Origin of the sequence: Acetobacter vaccinii (assembly GCF_008365315.1) — a bacterium.
Lineage (GTDB): Bacteria > Pseudomonadota > Alphaproteobacteria > Acetobacterales > Acetobacteraceae > Acetobacter > Acetobacter vaccinii.
The window spans coordinates 1,431,740-1,450,874 of sequence record NZ_CP043506.1; the positions used below are offsets into that span (position 1 = coordinate 1,431,740).

The following is a 19,135-nucleotide window of genomic DNA, read 5'->3' on the forward strand; positions in this document are numbered from 1 at the left end:
GCCTATAGGGCCATAGTCGTGCAGCGCCGCCCCAATGCGTGAGTAGCTTTTGGCGGGGTGGCGCTTGCCGGATTAGCGGCGACTATTGTTTGCAATGGTCATTGTCGCACGCACCGCACCTGCCAACTGGGGGGAGAAACCTCTCCCCCCACGGCCCTTGGTGTTTAGACGGCGGCAGATTAGCCCTGCTGGCGGCGGGCGTGTTCCGCCAGCGCGAAGTCCAGCCCAAGGCGTACCTGATGGGGCCAGTCCTGCACGGGCGGGTGTGTGGCAGTGGGGCGTAACTGCGACAGGCTCTGCCGCGTGGGTGTGCTGGCCAGATTCTGGATGGCAGCCTGCCAGCCGGGGCTGTCCAGCGGATGCAGGTAGTGGGCGGCATCCCCTGCGATTTCACGAAAGACCGGCAGGTCGCTGCACACAATGGGGGTGTCCAGGGCCAGAGCTTCCAGCAGGGGCAGGCCAAACCCTTCGGTAAAGGATGGAAACAGCAGGGCGCGGGCGTTGCCTAGCAGGTGGGCAACGTCGCGGTCGTCCAGTTCGTTCTTTTCGCTCACGCTGCTGGCAATGGCCGGGCAACGGTCGAGCATGTCGATGATGTTTTCATTCTCCCACCCACGGCGGCCGATAATCAGCAGCCGTGGGGTTGCGGCCCCAAGGGTCTGGCTGAGTTCGCGCCAGATGTTCAGCAGCAGCAGGTGGTTCTTGCGTGGCTCAATCGTGCCGATGCAGACAAAATACGGATCCTGCATCTGCGTGCCATCATGCGGTGCTGCGGTGCCCCGGCCCCAGACATGCAGCCCGTGGGCAATGGGGGCAATGGGCACATGGGCGGGTACAAACGGCCGCAGGTCGGCGGCCACCTGGCCGGAGGGCACGGTAATGCTGTCCGCCAGCCTGGCCACGCTGGCAATGCGGCGGCGGTGGCGGTCGTCCTCGCCCGGGCGGTTGTATTCGGGAAACTGCATGGGAATGAGATCGTGGATCATCACGCTCATGCCCGCGCCCGTGTGGTGCAGAAACTGGCTGATGGTGTCCGTGCGCATCAGATGATGGTGGGACAGCAGCAGGTAAAGCGGGCGTTCGCCCCCTGTGCGGGCGGGGGGCGTGCCACTGCCCAGAGCGGCTTCGGACAGCAGACGCCGTGCCAGCCATTTCAGGTTTGACAGGGGTTGTTTCCTGCCGTCCCACAGCTCTGCCGTCAGGGCCAGAAACTGCGCGACAGCCGTGCGTTTGAGAACGCGGATACCCCGCAGCGGCACATAGGCGACAAACACCACCCTGTCCGCCCAGTGGGCATGCACATGGGCGGCATATTCATATTCCACCCGGTCAATCCCGGTAGGAACGGCGTGCCCCGCGCGCGACAGCAGGCGGGAGATATCCATGTAAAGCAGGGTGCGTGACATAGCGGAGGGTCGATAATTCCTAGTTATCCAGATGCGAAGGCAGGAAGACCACGTTATCGGGTTCCGACCTGACACTGCTGACACGGCGCAATGTGCCCGCCACAAGGGTGGACAGCCCTTCTTCCGAGAAGAAACCGCCTTCAATAAGGCAACGGTCGATCAACACCTTCATGAACGCGTGAAGAGTGTCAGGGTCGGGCGGCGTGGGGTTTGCCCAGAAGTCATCCAGCGGCTGCTGGTCTGTAACATGGTCGATATTGTAAACAGCCCGGCCCAGCACTTTGACGGGCACGTTCTGCGCCAGAGCCAACGTGCCGGTGGTGCTGTTGACGGTCACAACCCCGCGGGCATCGCGCACCATGTGGCTGATTTCACCATATTCCACGTAGCGCACCCGCTGGGCGATGCCCAGATGGGTGGCAATACGGGTGATCATGGCTTTCCAGTCCTTTACCCCGTTGTCCAGCGGGTGTTCCTTGACCAGCAGGTACAGGTCGGCAGGGGCATGCAGGGCAAAGGACTGCATGACCATGGCAATGGCCGGTGTCATGCCATTGAAGTTGGAATGCAGGTGGATCTGGGAATCCGCATCCAACTGTAAGGGAAAGAGCACGTAGGGCAGCTTGCCGGTGGCAAACCAGTCCAGCACCTTCTGGGATTCGGCCCGGGCGGTCTTTTTGCGCGCCAGCCTGCGCAGCCAGCTTACACCTTCATACCACGCGCCCCAGGGCCGGTAGTCCTGCCAGTAGGGGAAATGCCTGCGGGTCAGAATATCGGCGGCATTATAGGCCACAGCCTCCAGCGCCCTGCGCGGGAAGGAGGAGGACACCGTCTGGTGCGGAGCCAGCGGGGGCAGCAGGCGGGCCTGCTCGACATACCATGCGGAATTGCGGGGCAGGGTGGAATGGCCGTTAACCCCGTCCATTTCCAGCGTGACCCAGTCGGGGCGGATATAGCCTTCCTCAAACACGTAAATCCGGGTGCCGAGTTTTTTGCACAGGGCAATGGCCTGGCGGTGGCGCGGTCGGCAGTCCCCAAAGAGCATGATGTCGGTAATGCCCAGGCTCTCGATTTTTTCGCGCAGGAACAGCGGCCATTCATCATCCGTGCCGGTAAAGGACATGGCGTTGGGCAAGCGCCAGAACAGGCAGTCCCCACCGTTGAAGTTGATCTTCCAGACCCCGTAGCCGTTTTCACGCAGGGCTGTGCCAATGCGCTGAAAAAAAGGCCCCATCAGGCCTTGTAGCAGAAGGAAGCGGCGTTCCTCCGGGCGTGGGGGAAGGGGGGCTTGGGTCATGGAACGGTGCATGTCCGTATGAAATGGCGGGCTTTTGTGAATAGGCGTGAGGGAAGGGATTGGCGCAGGGCCATCTGGGTACGGCGCAGGGCCATCCACCGTGTTTGCCTCCAGGCATCGGGCTGATCAAAACGGTCGAGCAGGATTTCAACCGGGCAGGGCAGGTGTGTCACCGGGTCAAGGTAACGGGGGTAGAGCAGCAAGGTGCCTGCCACAAGCTCGGCCAGGGTCAATGCGCGGCCCCGGCGTGCGGGAACGGGGGCCTGGTCGGTTGTCAGGCCCCATCCAGCATAAAAAGGTGTGCCATAGGTGGTGACGGGAATACCGCGCACCAGTGCTTCAAACCCGGCAAGGGATGTCAGCGTATGGACGGCATCCACCTGCATCAGCACGGAGGTAATGGCTCCGCCCCGGCTGATTTCATCCGCGGTCTCCAGCACTACGGCGTCGGGCAGGGCACCTTTGCGGTAGCCTGCCTCCACATCCGGGTGGGGGCGGTAGAGAATATAGGCATCCGGCCGGGCGGCTCGTACAGCGCGCAGCAGGGCCAGATTGTCGCGGATCTGCCCCCCACCCCGCAGGACAGACAGGTCATCCGCCACCTGACCGGGCACAAGAATGACAGGGCCGGAGCGTGCCGCCCGCTGGCGTGGCTGTTCTGGCTCACCCTTGCCGTATTTGGAAATGCCAGCATCCCGCAGCCGCACCATGAGCGTTTGCGCACGGGCCCGCAGGGTGTCGTCAAAAACCGTGGTGGCGAGGATATGTTCCAGATCGCTGGGCTGGGCGGGGTCGTAATAGACACCACGGCGGTCAAGGAAAATGGAGGCCGGGGGCTGGAGCGCACTGCCAAGGCCGATGGAGCGGATAAACCCGTCCTCCACCCGCAGCAGGGTCAGACCGGCCTGTGCAAGGTGCTGCTCCACCCCTGCGGGCATGCGGGTTGTCCATATGGCCACACCGGGCCTGCGCGTAGCCCGGCAGGCCGCCACGGCGCGGGGGATGGAGCGGAAAAAGGCAGGATGGCCGGGGGCGCTGGCCAGAAAGGCCGCAATCTGCGGCCTTTTCCACAATGACATGCCCATGCACGCGCCAACCTGACGGTTGGCTTGCAGGGTCTGCTTCCATAAGACCAGCACATCCAGCACGGCGCGGCAGGTGGTGGGCTGGCCGGTAAAGGGGCAGCTATAGCGCGTGTCGTTCAGGATATGGTCCAGCGCTGCCTGTTCGGTCAGGGGCTGGGCTGTCCCGGCAGGACCGGAGGTAATGCTGACGGTCAGGCCACGCAGTGCGGCCAGCAGGCAGAGGTCGTGCTGGGGGCCATCCGGGGTGAGGGCGCAAAGGTCGCGCACCGTGTCCAGCACAGCGTGAGGGTCCAGCACGTGGGCGTCGGCACAGGCAAGGCCCAGTCTGCGGGCCAGACGCTTGCTCTGCCGGTCAAAGCGGGAGGGCAGCAGCAGGATGTTCTGGCGCGGGTGGCGGGCTGCCAACGGGTGCAGTGCTGCGCGTGCCTGGGCCAGCGGCAGGGCAGAGGGCACGCACAGAACGGCCGTAAAACTGCGGGGCAGTGCCTTGGCCCAGAACTGTCCGCCCACCCGTTCCTGCACAATGGTATCGCGCACAAAGGCGCGTTCTGCCGCATCGGGCAGCACATCGGGGCGGGCCGGGGTGGCAAGGGCGGGCATGCTGGCGCGGAAAGGGGGAGGGGCGAGGAAACACCGTGCTCTCTGCCCCGCTGAATACCTTGAAAGCGCCGTCATCATCCCAACACGTTGAGTTCTGTTTTTACGGGGTATGCGTAATAAGCCCGTCTACAGAAAAGGACGACATCACATTTGCATACTATGGCATCGAGTATATACAGGGGCATCCCGCGCTTAACAAGATGAACACTGGCGCGGAAGACCTGACAGAAACCTTGAACCTTCATGCGGCAACGCGGGAACAGGCCAGAGCCGCCCAGCGGGCTGCGGTGTGGAAGAAATTTTCTCCTGATGATGCTAGGCCAGTTCACGGTATTTTACGCCCTGTCTGTTTTTATTGCGTTGCCATCCCTGCTGATGCCCATGCCAGTAAAAAAAGGGGATATTGAGGCGAAGCCTCTGGTCTTTCTGTATTGTCTTAATACTTTGTTCTTATATGCCGCCGTGGTGGCGGGGGATGGCGCGCCTGCTCTGGGGTGCGTTGTCGCGGTTGCGCTGTCCTACGGGCTGGCATTTGCCTCACGCGTGAAATACCGCATTCTGGGCGAGCCTGTTCTGTTCACGGATATTATTTCGCTGGCTGAACTGGTCCGTAACCCGAAGTTTTTTATCTTCTCCCTGCCGCCTGCGGCCTGGGTGGCCAGTGCGCTGGTGCTGCTGGCCCTGCCGTGTGTGTTCTGGTGGTTTTTTACTTGGGATTACGCGCTGCGACTTGTGGCGGCCTTGGCTGTGGTGGCTGTTGTTGCGGTGTATACCCGCCTGCCGCTGGCCCGCTGGGTTGCCGTGCCCAACTGGCGGCGTGATGTCTGGCGGCTGGGTGTTGCAGGCATGCTGGTGCTGTACTGGCGGCGCTGGAAGGCGCAGGCAGCCCCCCAGCCCCCGATGGCTGTTGCGGGCACGGCTGCGCGTGATGTTGTTGTGGTGGTGCAGTGTGAGTCCTTCGCTCTGCCGGGCATGTTTGCGCAGGAGCAGGCACGGGGTGTTGCCTTGCCGGAACTGGAACGTGCCCAGGCGCGGGCGCGCAGTGCCGGGGGGCTGCTGGTCAGCGGGTTTGGGGCCTACACCATGCGGACCGAATACGGCGTGCTGTTTGGTCGGGAGGAGCAGGAACTGGCCTTTCGCCAGTATGATCCCTTTCTGACCGCGGCGGATGATAAGCAGTTTTCCCTGCCATGGCGGTTGCGGCAGGCTGGGTATCAGAGTGTTTTCATGCACCCGCACAGCCTGGCGTTTTATGGCCGGGACCGGCTGATGCCCACGATCGGGTTTGATGTGGTGGATGACAGCATGGGCGAGCATACGCCCACCCGTGCAACACCCTACCCTGAGGACACAGCTCTGGCCGCACGGATGATCGACAGGATTCGCACAGCCTCCGGGCCGTTGTTTCTTTACGCCGTGACAATGGAAAACCACGCCCCATGGCCCGGTGCGCCGGATGAGGCGTTGGGGCATTATCTGCGGCATCTACGTAATAGTGACACAATGCTGGGTATGCTGGTGGATGAACTGGACAGGCTGGGGCGGAAGAGCCTGCTGGTATTTTTTGGTGACCACCGCCCGTCCATTCCAGGAGTGAACAGTGTGACCCAGGAGCGCACAACGCCTTATGTTTGTGTTGAATTTCCCGCTACGGAGGGCAAAGCCAGCAGGGTACCCCAACAGGACATGACACCCGCCGCCCTGCACCATCTGATTGAGGGGCTGGCGGTTCATCGTACTATGTGATTTCTGGTATGGGTGATGAAATTGGCACATCCTCGCTGTCTAGGATTGAACCGTGCGGGGAAAACAGCAATAACAACGACAGGCGCGCCTGATCTGGAAAGAAAGAGTAAAACAACTTGCGGGAAAAAGGGGTAAGACTGTTTCGTTCCGGCTGGCTTGAATGCCTGACCTACATGCCTTTTCCGGTATTTGTGGTGGCATGGCTGGTTATCCTGTCGGGTTTGGCGGCCAATCTGGTCATACAGCCGATTCCCCCCGTGCGCGCTGTCGCCATGGTGGCCTGCGGCTTGGCAGTCTGGTTTTTCTTTGAATATGTCATGCACCGCCATCTGTTCCATATGGCGTTCCGCAGTGCGATAGGGCAGCGCTTTGTCTTTATCATGCACGGCAACCATCATGATTACCCGCGTGACCCGCTGCGCAACCTGATGCCGCTGATTGTCAGCCTGCCGCTGGCCGTGGTGCTGGAAACGCTGTTCTGCCTTGTGATGGGCTACGATTGGGGCCGCCCGTTCTTTCTGGGCTTTGTGGCCGGGTATGTGCTGTATGACGGCATGCATTTTGCCATGCACCAGTGGCGCTTTTCCAATGCCCTGCTGCGCCGGATCCAAATCCACCACCTGCGCCACCATTACCACGACCACGAGACCAATTACGCCGTGACGGCCATTTTCATCGACCGGCTGTTCGGCACCTGTGCGCGCAAACATCATGGTCAGGCTGACCGCTCCGAAGTTCGCCGCCGCGCCTGATCGGCTCCAGTCAGGCCCGCCCTTGCCGGAGGGCCTGTGTTGAGACCGCTTGCTTAATCATTCCATTAGATGACAGCCCTGTGCCTGTGCCTGTGCCTGTGCCTGTGCCTGTGCCTGTGCCTGTGCCTGTGCCTGTGCCTGTGCCTGTGCCTGTGCCCATTTCTCCAGGGATGCGTAAGTGTTCATATCTTCCCCAGAGTCGGGGCTATGGTCCGTGGCGTACATTCTCAGCGAATGGGATCGGCCTCCTGCCAAATGGCTGCGTGGGGACGTCAAAGCCTGAGTATCGTTTCCGATTGGTTGTCGTTGGGCCAAGAAAGGTCTGGAGTGCAGGAGAGTATTCTGCCACCTCCATCGGGGTTTAATGAAGTGCCTGATGGTCCTTGCCGGTTTCTGGAATCTGACCGAGGGCTGTCCACCCTTGTGGGGCATCTCTCGGAAAGAGGGCAGGCCCTTACGAAATGTCATTCAAAGGGGGCAGGAAGGTTCTGCTGTGTCACTCGCAAGCTTTTTTGAGCGCAGGTGGCATGCAGGGCGCTTTGATCGGGTTTTGGAGTAATCTGCGCGGGCCATTGCATATTGTTCATGCAGGCGAACAACATACAGCGTGAGGCATCAGCAAAGCCGAAGACTGTGGCTCTACATCTAAACTTGGCATATTTTCCATTGGAAGTACGACTGCACATCGGATACCGTGTGCTTTAAAGCGAACTACCTAAACGGTAGTTGGCGTCCCGTACGGGATTCGAACCCGTGTTGCCGCCGTGAAAGGGCGGTGTCCTAGGCCTCTAGACGAACGGGACAAGAGGCGTCGTTGAGGGGTTATCTATAGGTGTTCGCGGGGGGCGTCAAGCGACTAAAACCATTTTTTTCAGTTTTTTATCTGCCCCCACCAAAACGCCCTTCCGGTTCCTTACAGACCAAACTCGCTCAGGCCCCGCAGCAGGGTTTCGGGCAGGTCTGCGGTGGTGCTGTCGCTGTCAGGCGGGGCATCGGCCTGGGTCAGATAGCGCCAGCCCTGGAACGGCCGCATGGGGCGGGCCTGCACACGGATGATGGTGGGGGACAGAAACAGCAGTGTCCCGGTGCTGCCATCGGCCCGGGTGTGTGTCTCTATGGCTTCCAGCACCTGTCGGCACAGGATCATCCCGCCGATCACACGGTAGAGGGAGCCTCCCTCCAGCAATGCTTCCGCCTGACGGGGAAAGGCGCGGGTGTGCACAACCGGCAGGGCCACGGTGGACCCCGCAGGTGCGTGCATGTTCTGGGGTAAGGTCTGCCGGGCTGCCAGGTCTTCAAGCGAGGCAACACCGACAACCAGTTTGATCAGGTTCAGCATTTGGCAAGGATGGCCGAGGTCGCGCTTTCTGCAAAGGCCCACAGGCGCATGGGCCTGTGGCGTGTCAGAGCACTAACGCACCCAGTAGGGCTTCCAGCCGCAGGCGTCCCTCGGGGGTGGCGCGCAGGGTGTCGGGTGTCTGGGTCAGATACTGCTCGTCCAGGGCTGCGTGCAGAATGGTCGGGTCGACGGCCTGTGCCAGTGTCAGCCCCGTGCGGGCGGCAAAGCGGTGGGTGTTGATGCCTTCTTCCACCCGCAGGCCCATCAGCAGCATTTCCCGCGCGCGTTCACGGGGGTCCAGCGCGTCCTGGCTGGTCTGGCCAGTGCCGTGCTGCTCTACCAGTGCGGCCCAAGGTTCGGGCGCGCGGTGCCGCCGTGTGGCGTAAAGCCCGTCGGACAGGCTTAACCGCCCATGCGCACCGGGGCCAATGCCCAGATAGTCGCCATAGCGCCAGTAGGTCAGGTTATGGCGGCTCTCACTGCCAGGGCGGGCATAGTTGGAAACCTCATACGCCCGCAGGCCGTGGGCGGCGGTTATGGCGGTGGTGGCGTCATACAGGGCGGCGGCTTCATCCTCATCAGGCAGGGTAAAGCTGTGCGACCGGTACAGGGCTTCAAACTTGGTGCCGGGTTCTATGGTCAACTGGTAGAGCGAGATATGGTCCGCTGCCAGTTCCAGCGCGGTATGCAACTCGCTCTGCCAGGCGGCCAGTGTCTGCTCTGGCCGGGCGTAGATAAGGTCAAAGGTAATCCGCTCAAACAGGGCGCGGGCACTTTCCAGCGCGGCGCGGGCCTGTGTGGCGGAATGTTCGCGGCCCAGAAAGCGCAGGGCTGCATCGTCCAGTGCCTGAATACCCAGCGACACCCGATTGACCCCTGCCTGACGGAACTGTGCCAGCCGTGCGGCCTCCACACTGGTCGGGTTGGCCTCCAGCGTGATTTCAAGGTCCGGGGCGGGGTCAAACAGGGTTGTGGCGTCGGCAATCAGAGCGGCCACAGTATCGGGCGCCATGAGCGAGGGGGTGCCGCCGCCAAAGAAAATGGATGTCAGCCGCCTGCGGCCCAGCCGTGCGGCTTCGTGCGCCAGTTCGGCCCGCAGGGCTGCGCCAAAGCGGGCCTGCGGGATGGTGTCGCGCACATGGGAGTTAAAGTCGCAGTACGGGCATTTGGCCAGGCAGAACGGCCAGTGGATGTACAGGGCAAGAGGTTCGCCCTGCACAGTGCCGAGGTCAGATGGCAACCTTTACGCCCAGTTCCACAACGCGATCAGGCGGGATACGGAAAAATTCCATGCTGGAGGTGGAGTTGCGGAACATGAACATGAACAGCGACAGCCGCCACCGGGACAGCTTGGGCACGGAGGAGCGGGTAATCAACTCGCGCGATGTAAAGTAGGAGGCCTGAAGGGCATCAAAGTTGACGCCATTGGCTTTCAGTTCTTCCAGCGCGCGCGGGATGTTGGGCATTTCCATAAAGCCGTAGCGCAGGATCACACGGTAGATGTCGGGGGCCAGCTCTTCCACCGTAACGCGGTGGCCGCGCTCGGCTTCGGGCTGGTCAAGGTTCAGCACCGTCACAAACAGCACGTGGTCGTGCAGGATGCGGTTGTGGCGCAGGTTATGCAGCAGGCAGGGGGGTACAAAGTCGGGCGTGCTGGTCATGAACACAGCCATGCCCGGCACGCGGATGGTGCGCGATTGCGGCAGACGAGCAATAAAGCTGCCCATGGGCAGGCTGTCCTGCCGCTGCCGGGTGATGATGAGGCCACGGCCCTTTTTCCATGTTGTCATCATCAGTGTCAGCACGGCACCCAGCAGCACGGGCACCCACCCGCCATCGGGGATCTTGAGGGCGTTGGCGGTAAAGAAGGTGCCGTCAAGCAGCAGGAATGACCCAAAGACCAGCGCCACCTGCCAGGTTGGCCATTTGAAGTGCCGCTGAAAAACCGCAACGGCCAGAATGGAGGTGCAGATAAAGGTGCCAGTCACGGCAATACCATAGGCCGAGGCCAGCGCGTCGGAACTGCGGAAGGCCAGCACCAGCAGCACAGCCCCCACGGCCAGGAAGCGGTTGAAGTCGGGCAGATAGATCTGGCCTTCCTCCTCCGCGTTGGTGTGGGTCACGCGCAGGCGGGGCATGTAGCCAAGCTGGATCAACTGGCGGCAGATGGAAAACCCGCCCGAAATACCAGCCTGACTGGCAATGACGGTGGCCAGCGTGGACAGCAGCACCATGGGGCCACGCATCCAGTGCGGGCAGAGCATGAAGAAGGGGTTGGCCAGCGCCTTGGGGTCGGCAATGACCAGAGCAGCCTGCCCAAAATAGTTCAGCACCAGCATGGGCAGCACAAAGAACAGCCAGGCGTAGCGGATGGGTGCACGGCCAAAATGCCCCATATCGGCATAAAGGGCTTCCGCCCCGGTCACGCACAGCACGACCGAGCCAAGGGCCAGAAATGACAGCGTGCCGTGGTAGAACACAAACTCTGCGGCATATGTGGGGGAAAGTGCCATCAGAATGGCGGGGTGGTGGATAATCTCGATCACCCCCAATGCTCCCAGCGTGCCGAACCAGAGCAGCATGACAGGGCCAAAAATGGTGCCTACCCGCCCGGTGCCGATCCACTGGACACTGAACAGGCTGATAATGACCAGAATGGCAACGGGAATAACCACGTCATGCGCGGCAGGAACGCTGACTTCCACCCCCTCGATTGCGGATAGCACCGAAATGGCGGGGGTGATAATGCCATCTCCAAAAAACAGGCAGGTGCCCACAATACCAACCAGCCCGAGGATGAGCCTGTTGCGCGCGCTTGATGTCACCCGCTGGGCCAGCGACATAATGGCCAGAATACCACCTTCGCCATTGTAGTCCGCCCGCATGATCAGCAGCACGTATTTAACGGTCACCACAAGGATCAGCGTCCAGAAGATCAGGCTGGCAACGCCCATGATCTCCCACGGGGCAACCTGATGGTGGCCCGAAATAACCTCCACCGTGGAGCGGAAGGCATAGAGCGGGCTTGTGCCGATATCACCATACACCACGCCCAGCACACCCAGCAGGGCGGCAAAGCCCACGGGGGCTACGGTCTGCTGTGGCTGGTCCGCCCCGAACTCGGCAATATGCCGTGGTTCTGGCGCATTGGCCTCGGCATGGGGCGGGCTGGCTGTGTCCTGCCCGGTGGCAGGCCGGGGGGCTGGTGTCGGGGCGGGGTCAGTCATTGTGCTTCTGGCTCCACAGCGTGGGCGGGGCGTTCGGGATGACTCTGCATAGGGGGATAACACAGGCCAAGGCAAGGTATACCGGTGTCCGGCCATGGGCAGGCCGGGCGGTCGGCAGGTGTCAGGCGCTGGCGGGCCGTGTGCCGAAGATGGCACTGCCAACCCGGACATGGGTGGCCCCCTGGGCAATGGCCTGCTCAAAGTCGGCGGACATGCCCATGGACAGCACGGACAGCCCATGCGTGTGGGCCATGGCGCGCAGTAGCGCAAAGTGGGGCACGGGGTCTGCATCGGCGGGGGGGATACACATCAGCCCGCGCACGTTTGCCCCAAAGCGCTGGCGGCAGGCGCGGATAAAGCTGTCGGCTTCCTCCCGTGGGACGCCGTATTTTTGGGGTTCGTCGCCTGTGTTGACCTCAATCAGCAGGTCGGGCAGGCGGCCTTCGGCCTGGGCAGCCCGGTCCAGCGCATCGGCCAGGGCGGGGCGGTCCAGACTTTCGATCATGCTGGCAAGGCGCACGGCCTCGCGCGCCTTGTTGGTTTGCAGTCCGCCGATCAGGTGCAGTTGCACGGCCGGGGTGGCAGCCTGAAGGGGGGGGAACTTGGCGGCGGCTTCCTGCACGCGGTTTTCCCCAAACACATGCTGGCCAGCCTGTATGGCCTCCAGCACACTGCTGGCGGGGTGGAACTTGGACACCGCGACCAGTGCCACGGCGGAGGGGTCACGCCCGGCGCGGGTTGCCGCGCTGGCCATGCGGGCGCGGATGGCGGCAAGCCGCCCGGCCACGCCGGAAAGGGAAGGAAGGGTCTCCATGCGGGCGCAGGATTCCTTGAACTCGCCTGTGTGGTCAAGTGTGGCGTAGGGGCAGGCGGGGAAGGGTTGCCCCTTTGGTCCCCACGGGCGAAGAGGGGGGACGAAAAACAAGAAGCGGGAGAATGACCAGATGGTTCCGGGTCTGCACTGGTATGATGTGTTCGGCTATATGGGGTCAGCCATTGTCGTGGTGCTGTATTTTCTGAACATGAGGGGCATGATCAGCACCCGCGGGCTGTCTTACCCGCTGGTCAACCTGCTGGGCTGTTTCCTGATCATCAGTTCCCTCTGGCACGATTTTAACCTGCCCGCGTTTCTGATCGAGGCCTTCTGGGCGCTGGTCAGTGTTTACGGCATTGCCGAAACCCTGTGGCAGCGCCGTGTGAGCCCAGCCAGTCGCCAGCCTAATCAGGGCTGACCTGAAGGATGATTTTGCCGCTGTGTTCCCCGTCTTCCATGGTCTGGTGGGCGGTTGCTGCGTCCTCCAGCGGGAAGACGGCGTGGATCAGCGGGGCAATGGTGCCTGCGTCCAGCAGGGGCCAGACATGGGTGTGCAACTCTTGGGCAATCCGGGCCTTGCTGGCGCTGTCACGCGGGCGCAGGCTGCTGCCTGTTACCGTCAGCCGCCGGGTCATGATCCGGGCCAGATCAGCCTGCTCCGCCTTGGCACCACCCTGAAGCGCGATGATGACCAGCCGCCCATCCATGGCCAGGCACTTGAGGTTGCGGTTGAAATACGCCCCACCCACAAGGTCGAGGATGATGTTCACCCCCTTGTCGTGTGTCATTTCCCGAATACGGGTCAGAAAATCCTCGTCCCGGTAATTGATGGCTCTGGCACCCAGTGTTTCGCACAGGGCGCATTTTTCCGCCGTGCCTGCCGTGGCATAGGCCTCGCCACCCAGGGCATGGACAAGCTGGATGGCCGTTGTGCCAATGCCGCTGGTGCCCCCATGCACCAGCACCCGCGTGCCAGCGGGGGGGATGGCGGGCATGAACAGGTTTGACCAGACTGTAAAATAGGTTTCAGGCAGGGCTGCGGCCTGCACGGCGGTGTATCCGGTGGGCCAGGGCAGGCATTGCCCCGCAGGCACCAGACAGTACTGCGCGTAGCCGCCCCCGTTTGTCAGCGCGCAGACACGGCTGCCAATGGCGGGCATGGTGGTGCCCTCCTGCGGTAAGCCACAGGCGACAACTTCCCCCGCAATTTCCAGCCCCAGCCGTGGGCAGGCACCGGGCGGTGGCGGGTACAGGCCCTTGCGCTGCATGATGTCGGGGCGGTTCACGCCTGCTGCCATAACCCGCACCAGCACTTCCCCCCGGCCGGGTTGCGGCAGGGTCAGGGTTTCCACGCGCAGGACATCCGGCTCGCCGGGGTCGGCAAAGGTGATAGCCCGCATGGTGGTGGGCAGGGGGGGCTGAACTGTCATGACATGGCCGCAATGCTGTAAACACAATGCTAAGAACTATGGTCTCGCCCCGGTCGGTATGAAAGGGGCGGGCTGTTCACGACACTGCTAGCGCGGTCAGGCTGATTTCAACACTCTGCGACCCCGGTTGGGTACCAGTCAGTCAGGGGCTGCGGTGCGGTGCTGCGCAATGTCAGACGGAAGAAAGTCTGCGGCGTATGGTTCTGCCGGGGTGCTAGGGCTCAGCGGGTGTATTTTTCCCCCGCAAGGTCCCGGCGGGTGCGCTCCAGTTCCTCCGCATGGCGGCGCAGGACATAGCGCTCGCTCAGCAGGCCCACAACATGGCGCTGGGCATCCACAACAGGCAGGGCGGGGTAGTTGATGCGCTCAAACGTCGCAACCGCTTCCGAAATGCAGGAGGACGGTGCCAGCACTTCCTGCATGGCTTCCGCCAATGAGGACAGGGGAGCATCGGGCTTTGCGTCCACGCTGTTCAGCCGCGTGCTTTCTACCATGCCCCTGTAATGGCCCTGTGCATCCAGCAGCACGACATGGCGGGGCGGTGTTTTGCCAAAGGTGGTGCGGGCCTGCTCCACGCTCAGGGTTTCTGGCAGGGTATCCACCTGCGGGCGCATCATCTGCGCCACGGTCAGGCTGCGCATCCAGCCAATATCCACACCGGAGTGGATGTTTTCCCCCCGCAGGTGGAAGCGCCATGTCGCAAAGGAGTAGCCGAAGATCCGCCGTGTCGTGACCGAGGCCACAATGGCCGCCAGTGCTACGGCGGCGGTCATGGTCGGGCTTTTTGTGGTTTCCAGCGCCAGCAGGATGGTTGTCAGCGGCCCGCCGACAATGGTGGTGGCCAGTGCCGACATGCCCGCGATGGTGCAGAGTGTTACCGGCAGGGGCGCAAAGGGGGCAGTAACCCCGGCAAAAGCGGCCCCTAGCAGCACCCCCAGATAGAGCGAGGCAAAAAACAGCCCACCCCGAAAACCCGCTCCGATGGAAATGCTCGACGCCATGGCCTTGAGCGCAAACAGCCACAGTGCCAGCAGCAGCCCCGGCGGCGCCACCAGCCCTTCGCGCATGGCAATATGCCCTGATGACAGCACCGAGGGCGAGACCAGCGCCAGCAGCCCGACCAGCAGCCCCCCCACAGCCGGGCGCAGCCAGTTGGGGCGGATAGCCTGCCGGAACAGCCGTTCGGCCACGGTCACGCCCTTCATCAACCCCACGCCGGTCATGGCTGCGGCAAAGCCCAGGGCAATCAGCAGCGGGTAGGCCAGTGGCGGTACAGTCGCGGGTGTTGTCAGCGCCAGTTCGGGCAGGGTTGCGCCGCAGAGCCGCACCACCGCCAAGCCGCACAGGGTTGCACACATGACCGGGGCCAGCAGCGGGAAGGTGTAGGACCCCAGAATAAGCTCGAACGCGTAAAACGCCCCGGCCAGGGGGGCATCAAACGCTGCCCCGATGGCCCCTGCCGTGCCACAGCCCACCAGCAGGCGCACATCGGCACGGTGCAGTCGCAGGTTCCGCCCGATGCGTGCGCCAAAGGCTGCGGCAATCTGGCTGAACCCGGCCTCCAGCCCCAGTGATGCCCCGCAACCGTTGGACAGAATCGTCTGCCCCGTGACCACAAGGCTGTCACGCAGGGACATCCGCCCCCCATGCAGGGCATTGGCCTCAATAGGGTCAACCGGGCGGTGGCGTGGGCTTAGCCGTAACTGCCACAGGCCCAGCAGCAGCCCGCCCAGCGTGGGCACGCACAGGGCACGCCAGGGGGTAATGGCGACCAGCCCGGACAGGCGCTCCTCCCCCGGTGAGAGCAACTGGTGGGCGTAGAGAGTAGTCCAGGTAATCAGCGCCACGGCCAGCCCTGCCAGCAGGCCGGTGATAATGGCCAGGACGATCAGCCACAGCGAATCCGTCCGCACCAGCGCGCGCAGGGCGGCCAGCAGGCGGGTGGGGGTGTGGTGGGCGCGCAGATGCTCCAGCAGGGCTGTCATGCCCCTGCCTTACCAGCATGCAGGGCTGTGCTTCAACGACAGAGCGTAGGTGTACCCTGCCGGAGGGGGCTTTCAGCTCAGGTTATGACCGTGCGGTTACGCCGCCAGCTCTCTTCCAGCGCGCTGGCCGGGTCTGGGGCGGGGTCGCTCCACTGGCCATCCTGGCCTGGAGCCTGCGCCAGGGCACGCCATGTGGCCTCGCCAGCGGTGCGCTCCACCACAATGCGCCAGGACGGGGGGATACGCTCTAGAAGGCGTTCCATTTTCTGGCCTGTGGTCAGGGGGCGGGCGTAATTATGTCCCATGCTGCCATGTCCTGCTGTGGGGTGGGTTGGCTGCCAGCCTGCCCTGTGTCGGGCAGGGCGGCAAGGCGGGCCAGAACATGGGTGAGTGTTGCCTGCACGGGGGCTGTGGCGTCAAAGCTCCAGGCCAGTTCGTCGGGCTGGGGTGGTTCCAGCGTGGCAAGCTGGCTGGGCAACAGGCTTGCAGGCATGAAATGGTTGGTGCGTTGGGTCAGCCGTTCTGCCAGTTGGGCAGGGCTGGCGCAGAGATGGATGATGATGGGCTGCCACGGTGCAGGCAGGCCAAGGCCCAGCCTGTCGCGGTACCTGCGCTTTAGGGCGGAGCAGGCCAGAATCCCACCCTCGCCCCGTGCGGCCTGTCTGGCCAGCCAGTCGTGGCAGCGGGTCAGCCAGCCTGCACGGTCCTGATCATCCAGCGCGATTCCCGCCGCCATTTTGGCACGGCTGGCGGCACTGTGCAGGGGGTCGGCATCCTGCCAGGGCCAGCCCAGTGCCTCATGCAAGGCGGTGGCAAAGGTGGTTTTGCCAGTGCCGCTGACACCCATGACCACAATCAGCCGTGGGCGCAGGCCGGGCCGGAGGGTGGTCGGGGTGTCGGCCTGCATGGGTTCAGCGGGGCTTGGGGGTGAGAACTTTTACGCCGTCCGGCCCGGCGGTAATGGTCTGGGTGGCCATGTGCAGGAACAGCCCGTGCTCCACAACGCCCACAATGTTCAGGATATCGGCCGCCAGTGCATCGGGGTTGGTCATGGGCGGGAACAGGCAGTCGATGATCAGGTTTTTCTCATCCGTGAGGAAGAGGGAGCCATCGCGCAGACGGCGTGGTGTGGTCTGTGCCCCCAGTGCGTCCAGCCTGTGGGCGGCACTTTCCCAGCCGAAGGGAATAACCTCAACCGGCAGCGGGCAGTGCATGCCCAGATGGTCCACATATTTGCTGGCGTCAGCCACAATCACGAACTGGCGCGCAATGGACGCCACGATTTTTTCCCACAGCAGTGCCCCGCCCAGCCCTTTGATCAGGTTGAGGGTGGTGGGCTCGATTTCGTCCGCCCCGTCGATGGCAATGTCCAGCTCCGGGTGCTCGGCAAAGGTTGTCAGCGGGATGCCTTCTTCCTGTGCCTGCGTGCGGGTGGCGATGGAGGTGGGAATGGCGTTGATCCGCAGCCCTTCCTCACGCACACGGCGGCCCAGTTCCGCCACCACAAAGCGTGCGGTGGAGCCGGTGCCGAGGCCCACGGCCATACCGTCCTGCACGAGGGCCGCAGCCTGAATGGCGGCCTGCTGCTTGAAGGCGGCTGCCGGATCGGGGGGGAGGCTGCTCATGCGTCGGGTCCTGTTGCTGTATGGGTGTCTAGCGGGTGGGAGGGGGCGGCCGCCTGGTCCACAAACCATGAGACATCGCCCATGGCGGTAATGGCGCTGGCCGGGTAGGGGGACCCTGTGGTGCGGACCTGGGCCAGAATATCGGCTTTGCCCGCACCTTCGGCCAGGAAGATAATGTGCTGGCTGGCGTGCAGGGCCGGGTATGTCAGGGTCAGGCGCGTATGGGGTGCCGTTGTGGGGGTGCAGGGGGCAACCCAGGCTGTGCGCTCGGACAGAACCGGCTGGGTGGGAAAGAGCGAGGCGGTATGCCCGTCGGTGCCAAGCCCCAGCAGTGTGACATCAAACAGCGGCCTGTCGGGGTGCAGGGTGGTGCTGCCGTACTGGGCGCGCAATGTGGCCTCGTAACTGGCGGCGGCGTCCTGCGGGGTGCCGCTGTCAGGCATGAGGAAAATGGCGCTTTCAGGAACAGGCACCTGTGACAGCAGCAGGCGGCGGAACATGCCTGCGTTGCTGTCGGCGTGATCGTGGGGCACAAAGCGGTCGTCCCCCACAAAAAACTGCATCTGTTGCCACGGAAAACGCTGGGCGTAAGCCGGGCTGGCCATCAACGCATAAAGCCGCTGCGGGGTGGAACCACCGCTGAGGGCTATGCGGAAAGGACCGTCCTTACGCGCCACTTTTTCCAGCGCCAGAGCCAGCAGGCGGTCTGCCAGCGCGCGTACAAGATCGTCCCCCGTGGGGTAGACGTGGAGCGCGCCGGTAATGGCGCTTTGCCCCTGCGGGGGGGTACCCTGTGTGTGTGCTGTCATCCCGCCGTACCCTTCAGCCTTTGGTTTCGATATGACCACCAAAGCCGTAGCGCATGGCAGAGAGTATCTTTTCAGCAAAGGTGTTGCCGCTGCGGGAACGGAAACGTGTGAACAGGGCAGCGGTCATGACCGGCACCGGCACGGCTTCCTCAATCGCGGCTTCGATCGTCCAGCGGCCTTCGCCCGAATCGCTGACTTCACCGCTGAAGGGGGCAAGGTCCCCATTGCGGGCCAGGGCCTCGGCTGTCAGGTCCAGCAGCCAGGAGGACACAACACTGCCACGGCGCCACACCTCGGCAATGTCCGCCAGATTGAGGGAGAAGCGCTCACCTTCGGCAACAAGGGGGGAATCCTTGCGGTGCATGACATCAAAGCCTTCGGCAAAGGCCTGCATCATGCCGTATTCGATCCCGTTGTGGACCATTTTGACAAAATGGCCCGACCCGGCTGGGCCGCAGTACAGGTAGCCCTGCTCGGCACGGGGGTCCAGCCCGTCGCGGTCACGGTCGCGCGTGCGGGGGATGTCGCCCTGGCCGGGGGCCAGCGCGGACAGGATCGGGTCCAGGTAGGCAGCGGCGTCGGGGTTGCCGCCGTACATCATGCAGTAGCCGCGCTCCAGCCCCCACACCCCGCCAGAGGTGCCGACATCAAGGTAATCGATCCCCTTTGCCGCCAGTTCGGCCGCACGGCGGATGTCGTCCTTGTAGTAGGTGTTGCCACCATCGATGATGATGTCACCCTGCCCCAGCAGGCCACCCAGGGTCTGGACTGTGGTTTCGGTAATCTCACCCGCAGGCAGCATGGACCAGACCACCCGCTTGGAGCCAGCCAGCTTGGCCACCATGTCTTCCAGGCTGGTGGCGGCGACCGCACGCCCGGCTTCGGCCCGGGCAACGGTTTTTTCCACCACGGCGGGGTCATGGTCATGCACCACAACCTCGTGCCCGTGGCGTGTCAGCCTGACGGCAATGTTGCCGCCCATCCGGCCCAGTCCGACAATGCCAATCCGCATGATGTGCT

The 19,135-nt window shown here is 63.1% G+C and carries 18 protein-coding genes and 1 tRNA gene; 3 read left to right on the forward strand and 16 right to left on the reverse strand.

Annotation, left to right across the window (positions count from 1 at the left end):
• Nucleotides 1-179: 179 nt before the first annotated feature.
• The 3 genes from FLP30_RS06370 to FLP30_RS06380 are packed head-to-tail and all read right to left on the reverse strand — an operon-like array spanning nucleotide 180 to nucleotide 4,388.
• Complete coding sequence (locus FLP30_RS06370) at nucleotides 180-1,406, reverse strand: glycosyltransferase family 4 protein (RefSeq protein ID WP_149279067.1); 1,227 nt, start codon at nucleotides 1,404-1,406, stop codon at nucleotides 180-182.
• Between the two features lie 19 nt (nucleotides 1,407-1,425).
• Nucleotides 1,426-2,703 (reverse strand): capsule biosynthesis protein, encoded by a 1,278-nt coding sequence (locus FLP30_RS06375; protein ID WP_210419256.1) that lies wholly within the window; start codon nucleotides 2,701-2,703, stop codon nucleotides 1,426-1,428.
• Nucleotides 2,700-4,388 (reverse strand): capsular polysaccharide export protein, LipB/KpsS family, encoded by a 1,689-nt coding sequence (locus FLP30_RS06380; RefSeq protein WP_168200056.1) that lies wholly within the window; start codon nucleotides 4,386-4,388, stop codon nucleotides 2,700-2,702. The genes FLP30_RS06375 and FLP30_RS06380 overlap by 4 nt, the downstream gene beginning before the upstream one ends.
• 309 nt (nucleotides 4,389-4,697) lie before the next feature.
• On the opposite strand from FLP30_RS06380, the gene FLP30_RS06385 reads away from it, so the two are divergent.
• Complete coding sequence (locus FLP30_RS06385) at nucleotides 4,698-6,134, forward strand: LTA synthase family protein (protein WP_168200057.1); 1,437 nt, start codon at nucleotides 4,698-4,700, stop codon at nucleotides 6,132-6,134.
• Nucleotides 6,135-6,307: 173 nt separating this feature from the next.
• Complete coding sequence (locus FLP30_RS06390; protein ID WP_149279070.1) at nucleotides 6,308-6,886, forward strand: sterol desaturase family protein; 579 nt, start codon at nucleotides 6,308-6,310, stop codon at nucleotides 6,884-6,886.
• Between the two features lie 57 nt (nucleotides 6,887-6,943).
• Here FLP30_RS06390 and FLP30_RS14340 read toward each other — a convergent pair whose 3' ends face one another.
• The 6 genes from FLP30_RS14340 to FLP30_RS06415 all read right to left on the reverse strand — a co-directional run bounded on the left by FLP30_RS14340 (nucleotide 6,944) and on the right by FLP30_RS06415 (nucleotide 12,266).
• Entirely contained in the window at nucleotides 6,944-7,072 is a 129-nt protein-coding gene (locus FLP30_RS14340; RefSeq protein ID WP_256366578.1) for a hypothetical protein, read from the reverse strand.
• Between the two features lie 541 nt (nucleotides 7,073-7,613).
• Nucleotides 7,614-7,689, reverse strand: a tRNA-Glu gene (locus tag FLP30_RS06395).
• 110 nt (nucleotides 7,690-7,799) lie between these two features.
• Nucleotides 7,800-8,225 (reverse strand): DUF1489 family protein, encoded by a 426-nt coding sequence (locus FLP30_RS06400; protein ID WP_149279071.1) that lies wholly within the window; start codon nucleotides 8,223-8,225, stop codon nucleotides 7,800-7,802.
• A gap of 64 nt (nucleotides 8,226-8,289) precedes the next feature.
• Complete coding sequence (gene hemW, locus FLP30_RS06405; protein WP_408834335.1) at nucleotides 8,290-9,465, reverse strand: radical SAM family heme chaperone HemW; 1,176 nt, start codon at nucleotides 9,463-9,465, stop codon at nucleotides 8,290-8,292.
• Nucleotides 9,455-11,452 (reverse strand): potassium transporter Kup, encoded by a 1,998-nt coding sequence (locus tag FLP30_RS06410; RefSeq protein ID WP_149279072.1) that lies wholly within the window; start codon nucleotides 11,450-11,452, stop codon nucleotides 9,455-9,457. The genes hemW and FLP30_RS06410 overlap by 11 nt, the downstream gene beginning before the upstream one ends.
• A 121-nt stretch (nucleotides 11,453-11,573) precedes the next feature.
• Nucleotides 11,574-12,266, reverse strand: a complete 693-nt coding sequence (locus FLP30_RS06415; protein ID WP_149279073.1) for a YggS family pyridoxal phosphate-dependent enzyme — start codon at nucleotides 12,264-12,266, stop codon at nucleotides 11,574-11,576.
• Between the two features lie 130 nt (nucleotides 12,267-12,396).
• On the opposite strand from FLP30_RS06415, the gene FLP30_RS06420 reads away from it, so the two are divergent.
• On the forward strand, nucleotides 12,397-12,684 hold the full coding sequence (locus FLP30_RS06420; RefSeq protein ID WP_149279074.1) for a CBU_0592 family membrane protein: 288 nt from the start codon (nucleotides 12,397-12,399) through the stop codon (nucleotides 12,682-12,684).
• Here FLP30_RS06420 and FLP30_RS06425 read toward each other — a convergent pair.
• The 7 genes from FLP30_RS06425 to gnd form a co-directional block, all read right to left on the reverse strand.
• On the reverse strand, nucleotides 12,671-13,696 hold the full coding sequence (locus FLP30_RS06425; protein WP_246856445.1) for an NAD(P)H-quinone oxidoreductase: 1,026 nt from the start codon (nucleotides 13,694-13,696) through the stop codon (nucleotides 12,671-12,673). The two genes, FLP30_RS06420 and FLP30_RS06425, sit on opposite strands and share 14 nt — an antisense overlap.
• Nucleotides 13,697-13,917: 221 nt before the next feature.
• Nucleotides 13,918-15,681 (reverse strand): chloride channel protein, encoded by a 1,764-nt coding sequence (locus FLP30_RS06430; protein ID WP_149279075.1) that lies wholly within the window; start codon nucleotides 15,679-15,681, stop codon nucleotides 13,918-13,920.
• A 77-nt stretch (nucleotides 15,682-15,758) separates the two neighbouring features.
• The gene (locus tag FLP30_RS06435; RefSeq protein ID WP_149279076.1) at nucleotides 15,759-15,986 is read right to left on the reverse strand and encodes a hypothetical protein; all 228 of its coding nucleotides are present in this window, start codon (nucleotides 15,984-15,986) and stop codon (nucleotides 15,759-15,761) included.
• A complete protein-coding gene (locus FLP30_RS06440; RefSeq protein ID WP_149279077.1) occupies nucleotides 15,959-16,588 on the reverse strand; it encodes a gluconokinase in 630 nt (209 codons plus the stop codon). The genes FLP30_RS06435 and FLP30_RS06440 overlap by 28 nt, the downstream gene beginning before the upstream one ends.
• 4 nt (nucleotides 16,589-16,592) lie before the next feature.
• Nucleotides 16,593-17,306, reverse strand: coding sequence for a ribose-5-phosphate isomerase RpiA (rpiA, locus tag FLP30_RS06445; RefSeq protein ID WP_149279078.1), 714 nt, complete (start codon nucleotides 17,304-17,306; stop codon nucleotides 16,593-16,595).
• A complete protein-coding gene (pgl, locus tag FLP30_RS06450) occupies nucleotides 17,303-18,115 on the reverse strand; it encodes a 6-phosphogluconolactonase (protein ID WP_149279079.1) in 813 nt (270 codons plus the stop codon). The genes rpiA and pgl overlap by 4 nt, the downstream gene beginning before the upstream one ends.
• A 13-nt stretch (nucleotides 18,116-18,128) precedes the next feature.
• The gene (gnd, locus tag FLP30_RS06455; protein ID WP_149280270.1) at nucleotides 18,129-19,127 is read right to left on the reverse strand and encodes a phosphogluconate dehydrogenase (NAD(+)-dependent, decarboxylating); all 999 of its coding nucleotides are present in this window, start codon (nucleotides 19,125-19,127) and stop codon (nucleotides 18,129-18,131) included.
• Between the last annotated feature and the right edge of the window lie 8 nt (nucleotides 19,128-19,135).

Excerpts from the sequence above, each read along its gene's own strand:
- gnd (WP_149280270.1), bottom strand. The coding sequence starts at position 19,127 with ATGCGGATTGGCATTGTCGGACTGGGCCGGATGGGCGGCAACATTGCC.
- FLP30_RS14340 (WP_256366578.1), bottom strand. The coding sequence starts at position 7,072 with ATGAACACTTACGCATCCCTGGAGAAATGGGCACAGGCACAGGCACAG.
- FLP30_RS06390 (WP_149279070.1), top strand. The coding sequence starts at position 6,308 with ATGCCTTTTCCGGTATTTGTGGTGGCATGGCTGGTTATCCTGTCGGGT.
- FLP30_RS06425 (WP_246856445.1), bottom strand. The coding sequence starts at position 13,696 with ATGACAGTTCAGCCCCCCCTGCCCACCACCATGCGGGCTATCACCTTT.
- FLP30_RS06385 (WP_168200057.1), top strand. The coding sequence starts at position 4,698 with ATGATGCTAGGCCAGTTCACGGTATTTTACGCCCTGTCTGTTTTTATT.
- FLP30_RS06430 (WP_149279075.1), bottom strand. The coding sequence starts at position 15,681 with ATGACAGCCCTGCTGGAGCATCTGCGCGCCCACCACACCCCCACCCGC.
- FLP30_RS06400 (WP_149279071.1), bottom strand. The coding sequence starts at position 8,225 with ATGCTGAACCTGATCAAACTGGTTGTCGGTGTTGCCTCGCTTGAAGAC.
- FLP30_RS06380 (WP_168200056.1), bottom strand. The coding sequence starts at position 4,388 with ATGCCCGCCCTTGCCACCCCGGCCCGCCCCGATGTGCTGCCCGATGCG.
- FLP30_RS06435 (WP_149279076.1), bottom strand. The coding sequence starts at position 15,986 with ATGGGACATAATTACGCCCGCCCCCTGACCACAGGCCAGAAAATGGAA.
- FLP30_RS06440 (WP_149279077.1), bottom strand. The coding sequence starts at position 16,588 with ATGCAGGCCGACACCCCGACCACCCTCCGGCCCGGCCTGCGCCCACGG.
- rpiA (WP_149279078.1), bottom strand. The coding sequence starts at position 17,306 with ATGAGCAGCCTCCCCCCCGATCCGGCAGCCGCCTTCAAGCAGCAGGCC.
- FLP30_RS06420 (WP_149279074.1), top strand. The coding sequence starts at position 12,397 with ATGGTTCCGGGTCTGCACTGGTATGATGTGTTCGGCTATATGGGGTCA.
- FLP30_RS06370 (WP_149279067.1), bottom strand. The coding sequence starts at position 1,406 with ATGTCACGCACCCTGCTTTACATGGATATCTCCCGCCTGCTGTCGCGC.
- FLP30_RS06375 (WP_210419256.1), bottom strand. The coding sequence starts at position 2,703 with ATGACCCAAGCCCCCCTTCCCCCACGCCCGGAGGAACGCCGCTTCCTT.
- FLP30_RS06410 (WP_149279072.1), bottom strand. The coding sequence starts at position 11,452 with ATGACTGACCCCGCCCCGACACCAGCCCCCCGGCCTGCCACCGGGCAG.
- pgl (WP_149279079.1), bottom strand. The coding sequence starts at position 18,115 with ATGACAGCACACACACAGGGTACCCCCCCGCAGGGGCAAAGCGCCATT.
- FLP30_RS06415 (WP_149279073.1), bottom strand. The coding sequence starts at position 12,266 with ATGGAGACCCTTCCTTCCCTTTCCGGCGTGGCCGGGCGGCTTGCCGCC.